We start from the raw sequence: 16034 nt of genomic DNA on the forward strand, positions 1-16034 counted from the left end.
AGCAGTGCTTACTGCTACTGCATTTTTTTAAGACGAAACGAGCATTTTATATGGCGAACGATATCAAACACCTGCGTAACATTGCAATTATTGCCCACGTTGACCACGGTAAAACCACTTTGGTTGATAAGCTATTACATCAGTCTGGTACTTTTGGCGACCGTGCAAACATTGCTGAACGTGCAATGGATTCAGGTGATATTGAGCAAGAACGTGGTATTACTATTTTGGCTAAGAACACAGCTATCCGCTGGACTGACGACACTGACGGTACTGAATACCGTATCAACATTGTAGATACTCCAGGTCACGCCGACTTTGGTGGCGAAGTTGAGCGCGTCATGTCAATGGTTGACTGTGTACTTCTGGTTGTAGACGGTGTTGATGGCCCAATGCCTCAGACTCGTTTTGTGACTCAGAAAGCGTTCGAGCAAGGTCTAAAGCCTATTGTTGTGATTAACAAAATTGACCGTCCTGGTTCGCGTCCTGATTGGGTGATGGATCAAATCTTTGATCTGTTTGATAATTTAGGTGCTACTGACGAGCAATTAGACTTTCCAGTTGTTTATGCATCAGCATTGAATGGTATTGCAGGTTTAGAAGCTGATAATTTAGCGGATGACATGACGCCGTTATTTAAAACTATCGTTGATGTAGTACAGCCACCACAAGTTGATGCTGATGCTCCGTTCCGTATGCAAATATCGAGCATTGATTATAATAGCTTTGTAGGCGTTATTGGTATCGGCCGTATTCAGCGTGGTCGCATATCTACTAATACGCAAGTGACTGTCATTGATAAAGATGGCGAAACTCGTAACGGTCGTATATTAAAGATTATGGGTTACCATGGTCTTGATCGTATTGAAGTAGATGATGCGCAAGCAGGTGACATTGTCTGTATTACTGGTGTTGATGCGCTTAACATCTCAGATACTATATGTGATCCTAATCATGTTGAAGCTTTGCCACCGTTAACGGTTGACGAACCAACAGTATCTATGACTTTCCAAGTGAATAACTCTCCATTTGCTGGTCGTGAAGGCAAGTTCGTTACTTCACGCAACATTCGTGAACGTCTTGAGCGTGAACTCATTCATAATGTGGCCTTGCGTGTAGAAGACACAGAATCTCCTGATAAGTTTAAAGTATCAGGTCGTGGCGAGCTACATCTTTCTGTATTGATTGAAAATATGCGCCGTGAAGGGTATGAGCTTGGTGTGTCGCGTCCAGAAGTTATCGTGAAAGAAATTGATGGTAAGCTACAAGAGCCGTATGAGAATGTCGTCTTTGATGTTGAAGATCAGCATCAAGGTCCAATCATGGAGCAAGTTGGTCTACGTAAAGGCGAGATGACTAACATGGAGCTTGATGGTAAAGGTCGTATGCGTATTGAAGCGACAATGCCAGCTCGTGGCTTAATTGGTTTCCGTTCTGAGTTCTTAACATTGACTTCAGGAACAGGTATCCTAACGTCAAGCTTCTCGCATTATGGTCCACAAAAAATTGGTGATGTCGGTGCTCGTTCTAACGGCGTACTTGTTTCTATGACCAAAGGTGTCTGCTTAGGCTTCGCACTGTTTAACCTACAAAAGCGTGGCAAAATGTTTGCTGAGCCACAGCTTGAAGTTTATGAAGGTATGATTGTTGGTCTGAATTCACGTAACGATGATATGGCCGTTAACCCGACAACAGCCAAGCAGTTAACCAACGTTCGTGCTAGTGGTACTGATGAAGCATTGACTTTAACGCCTGCGATCAAGTTTACTCTTGAGCAAGCGCTTGAATTCATTCAAGACGATGAGTTGGTTGAAGTAACACCGAAATCTATCCGTCTGCGTAAGCGTTACTTGACCGAAAGTGAGCGTAAACGTTATGGTCGTAAGAAAGGTGCTTAATATTAACCAATAAATGCTACTAATAATTTATTTGGTTGAGTGCTAAGAGATATGCTCAATACTAATCCATATCTTCTGTATTAGTATCGAGTGCAGTATCTAGCAAGCAGTATAGAATGAGTAGAAAATACCTCATTCTATACTGTTTTTTTTGTGCTGTATTTTTTATATAATAAGAATGTAATGATGCAACAGAATTTTTTAAAACAATAAGCATTTCAACTGTTTTCATTAAAACCCAATATTGAGTTAGCTATTTATACGTTCATCTAATGATAGACAAGAATTTTGAGGAGAGAAATCGTGAGTATGGCATCTGAGTTTAAAGAGTTTGCTTTAAAGGGCAATGTGATGGATCTAGCGGTCGGTGTCATTATCGGTGGGGCATTCGCTACTATCACGAAATCTTTGGTTGAAGATATCATTATGCCAATCATTGCTTTTATTGTTGGCGGCGAAATCAATTTTAAGAATATGTTTTTAATATTAGGAGATGCGCCTAAAGGTGTTGCTATGAGCTATGACGCTCTAAAAGAAGCAGGCGTTCCTGTATTAGCCTATGGTAGTTTTATTACAGTGATGATTAACTTCCTGATTTTAGCGTTTATCATTTTTATGATGGTTAAGATGGTCAACAAATTACGTCGTACAGATGAGGTAGAGGAAAAAGTAGCAGGGCCTTCAGAAGAAGTACAACTACTTCGTGAAATTAGCGCCAAGCTTGGTAATAGTAATATTATGAAATAAAGCCACTTCATTTGAGATGGGATAATAGAATTAAAAAAGGCTAACGTAATGTTAGCCTTTTTTCTTATTGCATAGTTATAAATAATCACATATCAGTTGATAAAGTATCGATTCATAAAAAATTTACTATCACTCATTAATTACATAAGTGGATAGTAAAAATCGAGGTCTAAGTAGTTAAGGAGTGACTATGACATAATCGTTGGTATTAATTAGAATTTCTGATGGTTGATCAACAATGATACGTACGACGTTGTTGTCAACGACCTGTGATTTGTAATAATTATCCTCAGCAACGGTACAGCCTAAGCAGCGCCCCATTGCATTCCATGGCTCAACGAACAACTTCTGCTGTGCTTGGTCGGCATTACCGCCGATGAGAGAGAAAGGAAGGCTGACGAGATAAGCTGCTGTACCAGCTACTGCTGCTACTAGCTGTAATGGCTTCCCAACAATGGTGTCAACTGCCATGGTCTCATAAGAAGGACCAAAATCAGTTTCATCAATTTCTATTGCTGCCAAAACAGGCTGCATGCTTGCAAAAACTAAGCTGACACTTGCAATCGTCGTTAATAGCTTATATTTAGCGGTGCGTTTAATTTTAGCTTGAGCCGTCATAATGATGTCCTAAAACTCATAAATAGTATGATGAATAGCTGCTGCTATTTCCCCACAGAAATACCGCGGCAACGATTAATAGATTATATATTACAGATCAATAAATGGTTTGCACTATTTATGTAAGTGCTGGTGCTATTAAAGCAATATGTACGCCAATAAGCAACAAAAATACGCAAGACATCTTTCTCGAAAGTATGGTTTCTAATAAAAATGCTTAAACCTAACTGATTGGCTGACAGTGAGGACAATAAACACTGGCACGCCCATTGAGCTTAACGTTTTCTAGTACTGTATTACATTGTGGACAAGTCTCACCATTTCTGCCGTAGACATTCAAGGTTTGTTGAAAGTATCCTGTTTGTCCACTGGCAACTGTGAAATCACGTAATGTTGAACCGCCAAGCGCTATCGCCTTTTGCAAAATAACTTTGATATGATCAACCAGTACTGTAATTTGCTCGAATGATAGCTCGTGGGCAGGTGTTGCTGGATGAATGCCTGAAAGATATAAGCTTTCGGTTGCGTAAATATTGCCAACACCGACCACAACTTGCTGCTCCATAATCACCGACTTAATAGCACGTTTGATCGGTTGCTTATTGGCAGTGGTCTTATTGACTATTTTCTTACTGGTGATGGTTTTATTGTCTGTGATTTCATTTGTTAAAGTGGCATTAGATGCTTGGTTAGGGTTATTGGTACGCTGGATTAAGTCATATAAATAATCTGGGGTAAATGCTTCTGATAACGGCTCAGGCCCTAAATGATCTAATAGTTTATGACCATAATCTTCAAGCCATAAGACAGATCCAAAGCGTCTAGGATCGTAATAGTGTAATTGGGTTTGCGTGTTGTCAGCACCAATAAAGGTCATCACCAAATGGTCGTGTTTACGTTTTTCGCTAGCATGACTGTGTTGTTGTAAGCTACCTGACATACCAAGGTGAATTAAAAGTTGTCGCGGTTTTAATGTGTTAATTTGGAACGTGTTAGTCTGGATGGGGCTGATAGCATTATCAGCCACTAAAGGTATAAAGTTAAGTATTAAATACTTTGCTCGTCGCTCAACGCTATCCAAAGTGTAATCAATTAAACTGTTTAAATCATCAGGCATCGACCAACGCAGTTTTGGTTGAAAGACTTCGACATTGGTAACTTTGCGACCTAACAGCGGCGCAAGACTGATTTTTGTCGTTTCTACTTCGGGTAACTCAGGCATAGTATTTCTTATAAAAACTCTATTATTGACTAAAGGTATTTTTAGAAAATTTTAATGGTTTTATCATTAAGCAACGGCACGGCGAGCATGTAAGATGCCGTGCTGCTGTTCGAGCTTGGCTAACAGCTTTGATAAATGCGCCAACCCCGAAACCTCAATATGAAACTTCAGAAAGGCAATATTGTCATCATTACTCAGCGTTTCAACTTGACGAATATTAACGTTTTCATTATCAATAATTTGGGTCAAATCGCGTAAAAGTCCGCGCCTATCGTACGCCTCTACATGAATATCTACCGGTTGATATCTGCCCGATTTAACTTTCCAAGCAGCCTCGATTTCGCGCTCAGGATCACGCTCAATCAGACGTAGATACTCGGGACAGCCCCGATTATGCACACTGACACCGCGCGACAAAGTGATATAACCAGCGATTGGCTCACCGTGTACGGGATGACAGCAGCCTGCCAAATTAATCTCGATATTGTCCAAGCCATCGATATTGATTTTGTAAGCATCACGTTGACCTGAGTCTCTTGTATCGATACTAGGTGAAAAATCTTCTTCAGTTTTCTCAGGCTCTAGATGCAATTGACGAGAAATATGGTTGGTGAGTTGGTTGAGTCCAATCTCACCTGTCACTAGACCGACGACGATATCATCGGTATTGTTGACATGAAAATGCTGAATATAGTCGTTTAAATCAATGCTATTAGGGTGCACCGATAAACGCTCTAGCTCTTTGCTCAGCATCTGACGACCAATCTCGATATTTTTATCGCGGTCTTGTTTGTTAAACCACTGACGCAGTTTTGAGCGTGCGCGGTTGGTATGAATATAACCGAGTGACGCGACCAGCCAGTCGCGGTTTGGCTCACGTGAGGCTTTGGTAATAATCTCAACCTGTTCACCAGTCTTGAGCTGATAGGTCAGAGGCACATAGCGCTGATTGACTCGCGCAGCTTGGGCACGATTGCCAACTTGCGTATGCACGTAATAGGCAAAATCCAGTACAGTTGCACCTTTTGGTAGCTCAATAATATCTCCATCACGACTAAAGATATAAATACGTTCGAGCTCATCAAAATCAACCAGTTGTTCTTCGTCATCAAACTCAATATCTTCTAGCTCATCACCGGTTAATGATGATGAGCGCGGCTGATTATTAATAGACAACAATTGGCGTAAGGAGCTGATTCTTTGATTAAGATAGTTGTCTTTCTTATTTTTGAGACCTTCTTTGTAATTGACATGAGCACACATGCCAAGCTCGGCTTCAAAGTGCATTTCTTGAGTACGAATTTGTACTTCAAGCGATTTATTTTCGGCAATGACTGCCGTATGCAGTGAGCGATAACCATTAGACTTTGGATTGGTAATATAGTCGTCAAATTGTTCAGGAATATAACGCCACAAGCCATGTACCAGTCCTAAAACATGATAGCAATCTGAAGGGTTGTTGACCAATATTCGCAAGGCGCGAATGTCATAAAGCTGATCAAACGATAAGCCTTTAAGCTTCATTTTTCGATAAATAGAGTAGATATGCTTGACGCGTCCTGAAACTTCACCTTCAATACCAGCTTCTGCCAACGCTTCGTTAAGCTTGTCTTGCACGCGCTGAATGTAGGACTCACGTTCGCTACGTTTTTCAGATAACAGCTTGGCAATCTCTTTATAGCGCTCTGGTGCAAGGTAGCGAAACGCTAAGTCTTCAAGTTCCCACTTCAGCTGGGCGATACCCAAGCGGTGCGATAATGGCGCATAAATCGTCATGACCTCACGCGCGACGCGATTTTGCCGCTCTTCATTAGCAAAGGTCAGCTCACGCATGGCAAAAGTACGCTCAGCCAGCTTGATGAGTACCACACGCACATCATTGGTGACGGAGATAAGCATGCTATAAATGTTTGATAGCTGGTCACGCTGGTTATTAACAAAGTGATCTTCTAAGCGCTTATTGCTCTCGATAATCTCAGACAGCTTACCCATCGCCAACGTATCTTTGACTAAAGTTGATATATCAGCACCGAATTTTTTTTCAATCTCAGTAAGGCTAATGATTGACTTACGCGCGCTACGATAGAGCATAGCAGCGACAAGGGCATCTTCATCTTGGTAAAGGTAGGTCAATATGTCTGTCATCGCAATACCCGTCACGTAAGCGCCTGAACGCTCAGATTCACTGGTATTCATATGACTGCGGATAAACTCACAGGCAGCACTGAGATTGGGCACAGATTCTTGCCCGATACGCTTAGCCACATTGTTTAGCCAAGTAGGTACGTCAATATTTATCTGATCTAAATCGATCGCTTCAAGCTCTTGCTGTGAACGTGTGGAAGATTCATCGAGAAGTCTATTGTCTAAATACTCGTTTTTAAGATTCGGGTCATGACTATGGTAAGCATACTGTGCGGAGCGATCAAAGGTGGTATGTAGTTTATGAGTGGACAGCTGGTGTTTGATATCGAGGGGAATTTGGGCATAGCTGTTGGCGGACTGATGAGAGCGTTGACTCGCGACCAGTTGCGCCGCTAGTGCGGCACTGTCAGCTTGTGTGGTCTGTCCATCCACCAGCGGTAATCCTTCACGAATTTTTACCATAGCCCACTCCTCTTAGCTATTCTAAATTGATGATAACGGCATTTACAATGCATGTGATGAGCTTGCTAGTTGTGAATAGTCCGTTATAAATCAATATAGCTGCTAAAAAATCCATTTTTTAGCAGCTATAAAATTAGATATATGAATAATACGTACCATTATAAGTATGTATGCTTGCTACATTTTTATTAAAAAATGAAAGCACTGACTATTATTATCGCAGGTTGCGATGACAAATCAAGCGAGGCTCTGTAATGATAATGCCGGTCTCAATAATATAGCGGCTTATTTATACACCTCTTGTTTATTCGCTTTAAGCGCCATTCAGCTCAATCACTTTAAAATAATACTGTACCGCTATTATGCATTAAAACAAATAAACGCAAAAAATGAGCGCTAAGCTGATACCTTCTCAAAGCGAGCGATTGACTCAACGTGACCGGTATGGCAAAACATATCCATGACGCCAGCATGAGTCAAACGGTAACCTTGTTCTAGCAGCGCTTTGGTATCACGAGCGAGGGTAGCAGGATTACAGGATACATAGACAATACGCTCGGCGTTAAACTTTGGCAGATACTGCATGATTTCCCATGCGCCAGAACGTGGCGGATCAATAAGTAGCGCATCAAACCCTTGATTGGCCCAAGGTTTATCCGTACAGTCCTGCGTTAAGTCTTGGCTATAAAATTCAGTATTATTAATGCCATTGCGACGCGCATTATCAGTGGCACGCGCAGTCATGGCTTCACTGCCTTCAACACCAACGACGGAGCCAGTTTCACCAACCAAACGCGCAAGTGGTAAGCTAAAATTACCCAAGCCGCTAAATAAATCCAGTACCCGTTCGCCTGCTTTTAAATCCAACAAATCACAAGCAAGTTTGGTCATTTGACGGTTTACTGACAAATTGACTTGGGTGAAATCTGTCGGGATAAATTCGAAAGTAAGGTCGTATTCAGGTAATTGATAATAAAGACGCCCAAACTGTTGGCTTAAATCATCAGCCTCAGTCAAAGCAATACGCTGGATGCTATCAGCACCTTTTGATTGTAAATATAACTGCCAATTGCGAGCAGCAAAGAAGCCTTTTAGCTTATCTATATCCGACTCTGATAATGGCGCTAGGTTACGCACGATTAATGCCACTGGTTGATCACCATCCGGTAATTCTGGTAGATATTCACCCATGGCCAGCTCAAGTTGGGCAATTTTGTCACGACTCTCTAAGGTGCTGATTAGTGCTTTTAAGTTTTCAATCTCAAAGCCAATACGCGGATCTAAGATATGACATTCATTTAGCTCAGCCAAGAAGTTACTTGAACGCTCGCGAAAGCCTACCAATGCCGTTTCTTTTTTGGCGACATAACGTACGCCAAGTCGCGCCTTGGTACGATAGCCGAGTTGATCACCGACTATGGGTGCTAGCCAATGATCAGGCTGAACGTGGGCTTGATGCTCTAGCATTTCAGCAAGGACAGACTGCTTAAAAGTAATCTGTGCCTCCGGTTGCCAATGTTGTAAGCTACAACCGCCACAAACCCCAAAGTGCGGGCAGGGCGGTACAGCGCGCTCAGGATTTGGATTGGCAGTGATACTAATGGCATCGCCTTCTTCAAAACTAGTACGACTATTAGTGATTTTAACCAAAGCGCTTTCACCCGGCAATGCAAAGCTGACAAAGATCTTTTTGCCATGCTTATCTGTGATGTGTCCTTCGGCCTCTCCAAAGCCATTACCATATACGGCAACGCCGCGACAATCATGTGATAAGCCATCAATAGTAAAGGGCAGTGGCTCAGCATCTTTTAGACGACGGCGTGTCTTTGATGAGGGCTTGGATTTTTTCTTGTTTGGCGGGATAGTAATAGTCTGAGTCTCGTTGGTTTGTTGTATGGCGTCTGTTTGTATATTGCCCGAAGGTGTAGAATTTTTTGAATCGGTGGGTTGCATAAACCTGCCTTATTAATAGATGATAAATAAAAATAGTTAAAAAAATGAGGGTAGAACAAAGTGCTTATAACTGTATTTTTTATGATTCGGGGGCAGATGACCAATCGGTAATAAATGCTCGATGGCGTGGACTGCCATCCGCTTGGGTGATTTTTTCTAAATAGTCACGGCTTTGCTGTTGCCAAGCATTGAAATCAGGCGAGGAGAGTTGTCCGGTTAGACGCAGCCAGCGCAAATATATCAACCAAGTATTCATGACATTAGACTCACAATATATCGCTAGTGTCTGCCAGTCATTATTGCTGACGAGGTCGCCAATCATGCTGCCATCGATATCCGTTTTACCAGGTAAGCCGTATAAACTTGCAACGACAGCCATTGCTTCACGGCGGCTGGCACCGTATTGGCTAAATCTGTCCATTAAATCAAGGTGGCGCGTGTGAAAGCGATTCACATAATTATCAAAACGCATGTTTTTGATGCGCTCGCCTTCTTCAAATAACCAAGGCGCTGACAAATCGTATTGCATAGCGCGATATATCAACACCGGAATATCAAAACCAGAGCCATTCCAGCTAATCACTTTAGGTAGTTTTTTAACCTCACTAAATGCCCGAAAAAACTTGGTAAGAATGTCTTTTTCGCTAAACTTGTCTGCGGTTAAAGAAAATAAAGAAAACGTACCATCTTTAATATAGAGCGCAGAAATACAGACAATACGCTGCAACGGCAAACGCATAAAATCGTGTCCCGCTTCTTGTATTCGAATAGCCGTTAACGCGCTCAAGGTATCCGCATCATTTAACTCAGCCAATTGCGGATAGATACGGCGGGCAGCATCCGTATCCGCGACGGTCTCAATATCAAAGACCAATATAGGATTAGACGAAAAGGCGTGTGACATAGCGTATGACATAGATAGTTTTACCTAGTGGTTGGCTTATGGTGTTGCGTTGTCAGTATTTTTTATGCTGTCATCGATATTATATAAACCGGTGGATAAGTAACGATCACCGCGATCACAAACGATAAAGGCGATGACAGCGTTGGGATTTTTTTTAGCCACTTGTATCGCTGCCCATGCTGCCGCACCCGAAGATACACCAGCAAAAATCCCTTCGGTTTTGGCAAGCTTGCGCATATAAACTTCAGCGACGCGTTGATCAATATCCATAATATCATCAACTAAGTGCGCTTCAAAAATACCCGGCATATAAGCCGCAGGCCAGCGGCGAATACCAGCGATAGACGCGTCTTCATCAGGCTGCAAACCAATAATTTTTACGGCAGGGTTTTGTTCTTTTAAATACTGTGCAACACCGGTAATGGTGCCAGTGGTACCCATAGAACTGATAAAATGAGTAATTTTACCGTTAGTTTGTGTCCAAAGTTCAGGGCCGGTGGTCAGATAATGCGCTTGTTTATTATCAGGATTATTAAATTGATCGAGCACAATGCCTTTACCATCCGTTTGCATCTGTAATGCTAAATCACGCGCCGCTTCTATACCTTCATCCACTTCGATTAATGTGGCACCATAAGCAATCATGGCATCTTTACGCTCTTGGGTTGAGTTGGTTGGCATAAATAAGGTGATCGGATAACCACGCATCGCCGCGACCATGGCTAAAGCAATACCAGTATTGCCGCTGGTCGCTTCAATCAACATATCACCAGGCTTGATATCGCCACGCTGCTCGGCTTGATAAATCATATTAAATGCAGGACGGTCTTTCACCGAACCAGCAGGATTATTACCTTCGAGCTTGGCTAGCAATAGCGCACCATTAGCAATCTGCTCTTGCTCAGGCAAGCGCTGCAATTTAACCAATGGCGTTTGACCCACACAATCAGCAAGGTCAGTGATTTGAGTGATGAAATTAGCGTTTGACTTAGCCGTAGCGGACATAAGGTATCCTTATTGGTTTTTTAAAAATGTCTGTTAAAAGAATGGTCTGTTAAAAGAACGGTCTCTTAAAAGCCTCTTAAATGAGAGTGGTTTATTCATTCGCCTTTTAAACGACGATTTTATAATTAAATTGATATTTTTATCGTTTAACGACATGGTGTATATCACCATATTAAATAACCATTTATTAATAATGCGCTAACAATAGTAAGTGAATACATCACAACTGTCAGGTATTTATTATGGCAAATAAAAATTTGCGCCATTATATCATTTTGTTTTCAGCTGCGCTTAGCGCATCAAGCTTTATCAATGATTGTCTAACAGCCGCTGATAGAATCCTGTTAAGATAATCTCAAGCGAGATTTGATGGCTTTTGCTTATTAATCGTCTCAGTAACAAAACTACCTGTCGCAAAAACATCAGTGGAGATGGAATCTAGCATGGCTTACAAAAAACGTTTCGATACCAGTAGTGCCTATGGTCAGCTGATTATACTGGTGTTTTTGCCGATTTGTTTACTGGCGGCAGTGGGCGGTATTTTGGTATTTTACGAAACCATGCGCGCCAGTAATTCTGAACAAGAGGTGTTGGCAGAAGCGGTACTGATTCGTTATACACCAGAGATTGTGGCGCTTATTCCGGAATTATTGGAGCAAGAGCGTGAAAAGATAGAGTCGGGAACAGCAAACAGCAATACAGATAATACCTCGCAAGCAGCAATAACGATGCTAGAAGGCATTCAAGATAGGCTAGGGCGTATGCAGTCTGAGCAGCATGTGCAGCGCATTGCTATTGTTAATCAGAGCAATCAAGTGCTGGCAAGCGTGGGTTATGGTACTGATGAGGTATGGCCATCAATAGACTCCTCAGAGCGCTTTTTATCGCAAAAACCAACGGCCATCGGTACCGCTTATGGCAGCATATTGGGTGAGTTTGACGGTCAGCAATTGTGGTTATTGGTTGATATGGATAATGAGCCGCTTTATATCGCCCGCTATCGTATCGCGATGGCCTTGGTGATTACGGGTTTATTTACTATTTTAATCTTGCTGCTGAGCCTGAATATTTATTCAAAACGTTGGATAGCGCCAATCTATGAGCTACGTTTGCAGCTGCAGCGTACTCATGTCGACAATCTATACCAACCTATTCCGGTTGAATCGAGTGGCGAGCTGAATTTATTACAACAAGATTTGGTTAGGACTTTACGCCGTTTACATGGCAGCTTCCAAGAGCTGAAAGATCATTCGGAGCAAACAGAAGATGATTTGCGTCTTGCTTTTGATGAAATGGAAATGCAAAACATCTCTATTCGTAATGCGCGTGACGCGGCAATCTCAACCAGCCAAGCCAAATCGGCGTTTCTAGCCAATATCAGTCATGAGTTGCGTACACCACTAAATAGTATCGATGGTTTTATTAACTTGCTCGCGCGTCATGGTGAGCTAAATCCTGAACAAGACTTGTATGTACAAACCATCCGCAAATCGTCCGCACATTTACTGGCGTTAGTAAATGATGTATTGGATTTTTCCAAGATTGAAGCCGGTAAACTGGTACTTGATCGCCATGAGTTTGATCTGTATGAAACCATCTATGATGTGGTCGATATGCTGTCACCAGTGTCTGCAGAAAAAGGTCTGCGCATGGCGGTACTGTTTTATAACGATGTACCGATGCGTATCAATGGCGATGCCTTGCGACTCAAGCAAGTACTGACCAATATTGTCGGTAATGCGATTAAATTCACCGACAGCGGCGATGTCGTGGTACGCGTCAGCTTAGATGATCATCAAGACAATTACTTGATGATTAGCGTGCAAGACAGTGGTAAAGGTATTTCATTATCTGATCAAAAAATGCTCTTTCAAAGCTTTAGCCAAGGTGATCCGTCAATCACTCGTCAATATGGTGGCACAGGGTTGGGTTTGGTCATCTCTAAACAATTGACACGGCTGATGGGCGGTGATATTGGTTTTTATGATAATGTGCAAGAAAATATCTCCAATCAAGGGGCGACTTTTTGGTTTCGCATGCCAGCGCATGTCGATGTGTTAGAAGCGGCGACTGGACAAACGATTGAGCTGCCGGTTCTAGCGCCACTGGCGAGCGCTACCGATGAGTTTAATGTCTTAATCTGGATCAATCATACTGCCTCTATACAAGTGCTCAAGGCTAGCCTGCAGCATTTACCGATTAAACTGATCCAAGCAAACTCGTTGCCGGGCGTGCTTGAGTCGCTAAAAGAGCGGGGTAATTATTGGGATTGGGTTATCGTTGATGATGATACGCAAGACGATATGATGGCGCTGCTCAAACAAATTCGCCTGCATTATCAAGGTAAGCTTGCAGTATTTGGCTATCAAGTGGCCGCTGACCAAGCACTGCTCAATCGCTACCATGCCAATATATTGTATGAACCATTAGATAAAAGACAACTATATGCCATGCTTGATACGCAAAAGCGTAGCGCACCCAAAGGCATTCAAGAGCCACGCTGGAAGGGTGTCACCGTATTGGCAGTCGATGACCATCTGCCAAACTTATTGGTACTCGATGCGCTACTGAGTGAGCTTGGCATCAATGTCATTACCGTCAGTAGCGGTTTTGACGCGATAGAGCTTATCAGCAAGCAGCAAACCAAAAATATTAAAACCGCTAAAACTGAAAAACAAAGTCTGTCGAAAAAGACGCAGATATCTAAAGCCCAAACGCGTGACGATGTCAATAAAACAGCGGCTGGTGCGCTACCTTTTGAAGACTCTACTACAGAAGAGAAGAGCGGCGCGCAGCATAAAAACAGTATTGATCTTATCTTTATGGATATTCAAATGCCACGTATGTCAGGCCATGAAGCAGCACGGCAAATTCGCAATATTGAGACGGCTGATAGTCACATACCGATTATTGCCTTGACTGCACATGGACTAGCCGATGAGCGTGATAAATTGATCGCGAGTGGTATTAATGATTATGTGGGTAAGCCTATTAGTCAGCCACAGTTACTACAAGTGCTACAAAAATGGCTTGGGCGCACTACTTCACCTTCACCACTAACGGTAGTAAACGAAGATCCTTCAAAAATAAATAGTGAACAAAGTAGCGATTTACAAGCGTTAGAATCGCCGCCGATAGCTGCCTATTCAGACGCTACAACGCCTACTTATCCAATGGTTAAAAGAAGTGAGGCGAATAGTGATAATACTGCCAAAATGCGCAGTCGGCAAAAAATTACGCGACCTTTATCATTAAAGAAAATCCGCGATGACTATTTACGTGACAGTCAGCCTCGTGAGGATTATAGGCGTGAACCCCTGCGCGAAACTCAGCCACGCTATGAAAATTTACGTTATCAAGCGCAGGAACAAGCATCATTAGAGATGCACTCCTTTCAAAGGGTCGATAGCATTAAAGATGAAATACCAGAACAGACAGTACAAAATCCGTCTGAGCAAAAAAATATAGACTTAAATATAAATATTTTTGAAAATTCAGATATTCTAAACTGGCAAGATGCGTTGACTCGCTCAGCTAATAAACCGGATCTTGCTGCTAAGCTGATCATTATGATGCTCGATACCATTAACGATGAAAAGCAGGCATTGACGCATGCGTGGGAAACCCGCAATCGTAGTATGCTCGGGCAAATTGCTCACCGTATATTGGGCGGCAGTCGTTATACTGGAGTACCACAGTTACGCCAAGCTAGCCAAGATTTAGAGGATAAGTGCTTACTAAATATCCAACATACCACGCCTGCGCAGTTTGCAATGCTTGAGCCTTATTATGACGCTTTATTATTAGCGCTAAATAACTTACAAACGCTAGATTTATCCTCTTATCCTCAGCTTAATTATCATCGTCTGAGCGAAAATGATATGACTTGGAAAATGATTTAAAGCAAATGATTTTATTAAGTTGATGGGTGACCGTATCGTAGCAGTCAGTTATTGATAAGGTAGCGTCGGTGCAAGGCTGTTAATATCAGTCTATTCACAAGCCATTGTATTTATTTATTATTAAGGATGATTATGCCCACTATCGCCACCTACCAGTATGAAACATTACAAGTCAGTGTCACCAACAATATATTAACCGTGACCATCAATCGACCAGAGAAAAAAAATGCCATGAGCTTTAAAGTGGTTGAAGAATTGATTGCGGTTGCAGGTCGCATCAGTAAAGACAAAACGGTACGTGCGGTTATTCTTAATGGTGCAGAAGGGACATTTTGTGCCGGTATTGATTTAGGAGACTTAAACCATCCAAAAAATCAAGCATTTGCATTATGGGAGCTTGTGAAGCCTTGGCAGAGCTTATTCCAGCGCGTCTGCCTAGTTTGGCGTGATGTTCCAGTGCCAGTCATTGCGGTATTAGAAGGCTATTGTATTGGTGCAGGGTTGCAGTTGGCACTGGCATGTGATGTGCGTATTAGCCATCCTGAGTGTAAATTGTCCATTATGGAAGCCAAATGGGGCTTGGTGCCTGATATGGGCTTGACCCAATCTGGGTTTGGCGTGGTGCGCGCTGATATTTTAAAAGAGCTGGCAATGAGTGCGCGTACCGTTGATGCGCAGGAAGGAAAGGAGTTAGGGTTGGTTAGTCATTGTAGCGAGACGCCGTTAGAGCAGGCACAACAGCTCGCTGCTGAATTCGCTGAGCGCTCACCTGATGCTGTGCTGGCAAGTAAGCGCGTCATCAATGCCATGTTCCAGCAGTCAGCAACGACTTTATATAAAGAAAAATTATGGCAGTTAAAGATGATGTTTGGTCGCAACCGTAAGCTTGCGCTTAGAAAAGCGAAGCAAGCCAGCACCGTATTTGGCAAACGCCAATTCCGTTAGGAAAAGTTCGACATATATTGACTAATGATTTTAGTTGTGAGTTTTTGTTTTATTCACATGATACCTCTATTGAATTATAAGCAGATAGTACGATATAAGACTGTCTGCTCTCGTAGCGGTACATCGATATGCCTGATTGTTTTGAAAAGCTGATAGCAGTAGCACGTTTATATAAGCGTGTTTTTTTTGTTTTGAGCTGACTATATGAAACAATCAATGCACTAATAATAAAA

10 protein-coding genes are annotated in these 16034 nt (G+C 42.3%); 4 read left to right on the forward strand and 6 right to left on the reverse strand.

Annotated elements, in window-relative coordinates:
* Positions 1 to 50 precede the first annotated feature (50 nt).
* Entirely contained in the window at positions 51 to 1898 is a 1848-nt protein-coding gene (gene typA, locus WAZ74_RS05785) for a translational GTPase TypA (protein WP_422306744.1), read from the forward strand.
* A gap of 303 nt (positions 1899 to 2201) precedes the next feature.
* The gene (gene mscL, locus WAZ74_RS05790) at positions 2202 to 2645 is read left to right on the forward strand and encodes a large conductance mechanosensitive channel protein MscL (RefSeq protein ID WP_422306746.1); all 444 of its coding nucleotides are present in this window, start codon (positions 2202 to 2204) and stop codon (positions 2643 to 2645) included.
* Between the two features lie 177 nt (positions 2646 to 2822).
* Here the strand turns inward: mscL and WAZ74_RS05795 are convergent, their stop codons facing one another.
* The 6 genes from WAZ74_RS05795 to cysM all read right to left on the reverse strand — a co-directional run bounded on the left by WAZ74_RS05795 (position 2823) and on the right by cysM (position 10954).
* On the reverse strand, positions 2823 to 3263 hold the full coding sequence (locus WAZ74_RS05795) for a hypothetical protein (protein WP_422306748.1): 441 nt from the start codon (positions 3261 to 3263) through the stop codon (positions 2823 to 2825).
* A 223-nt stretch (positions 3264 to 3486) separates the two neighbouring features.
* On the reverse strand, positions 3487 to 4485 hold the full coding sequence (gene mutM / locus WAZ74_RS05800) for a bifunctional DNA-formamidopyrimidine glycosylase/DNA-(apurinic or apyrimidinic site) lyase (RefSeq protein ID WP_422306750.1): 999 nt from the start codon (positions 4483 to 4485) through the stop codon (positions 3487 to 3489).
* A gap of 66 nt (positions 4486 to 4551) precedes the next feature.
* Positions 4552 to 7092, reverse strand: coding sequence for a RelA/SpoT family protein (locus WAZ74_RS05805; RefSeq protein ID WP_422306752.1), 2541 nt, complete (start codon positions 7090 to 7092; stop codon positions 4552 to 4554).
* Between the two features lie 396 nt (positions 7093 to 7488).
* Positions 7489 to 9045: a 23S rRNA (uracil(1939)-C(5))-methyltransferase RlmD gene (gene rlmD / locus WAZ74_RS05810; RefSeq protein WP_422306754.1), complete on the reverse strand. Its 1557-nt coding sequence runs from the start codon at positions 9043 to 9045 to the stop codon at positions 7489 to 7491.
* A gap of 79 nt (positions 9046 to 9124) precedes the next feature.
* On the reverse strand, positions 9125 to 9949 hold the full coding sequence (locus WAZ74_RS05815; protein ID WP_422306851.1) for a 3'-5' exonuclease: 825 nt from the start codon (positions 9947 to 9949) through the stop codon (positions 9125 to 9127).
* Between the two features lie 36 nt (positions 9950 to 9985).
* A complete protein-coding gene (gene cysM / locus WAZ74_RS05820) occupies positions 9986 to 10954 on the reverse strand; it encodes a cysteine synthase CysM (protein WP_422306756.1) in 969 nt (322 codons plus the stop codon).
* Positions 10955 to 11397: 443 nt separating this feature from the next.
* Here cysM and WAZ74_RS05825 point away from each other — a divergent pair, with 443 nt between their 5' ends.
* Both WAZ74_RS05825 and WAZ74_RS05830 read left to right on the forward strand, forming a co-directional pair.
* Positions 11398 to 14856, forward strand: coding sequence for an ATP-binding protein (locus WAZ74_RS05825; protein ID WP_422306758.1), 3459 nt, complete (start codon positions 11398 to 11400; stop codon positions 14854 to 14856).
* 132 nt (positions 14857 to 14988) lie between these two features.
* On the forward strand, positions 14989 to 15801 hold the full coding sequence (locus WAZ74_RS05830) for a crotonase/enoyl-CoA hydratase family protein (RefSeq protein ID WP_422306760.1): 813 nt from the start codon (positions 14989 to 14991) through the stop codon (positions 15799 to 15801).
* Positions 15802 to 16034 lie beyond the last annotated feature (233 nt).

This window comes from Psychrobacter sp., from assembly GCF_049295055.1.
In the GTDB taxonomy this organism is placed as follows: Bacteria; Pseudomonadota; Gammaproteobacteria; order Pseudomonadales; family Moraxellaceae; genus Psychrobacter.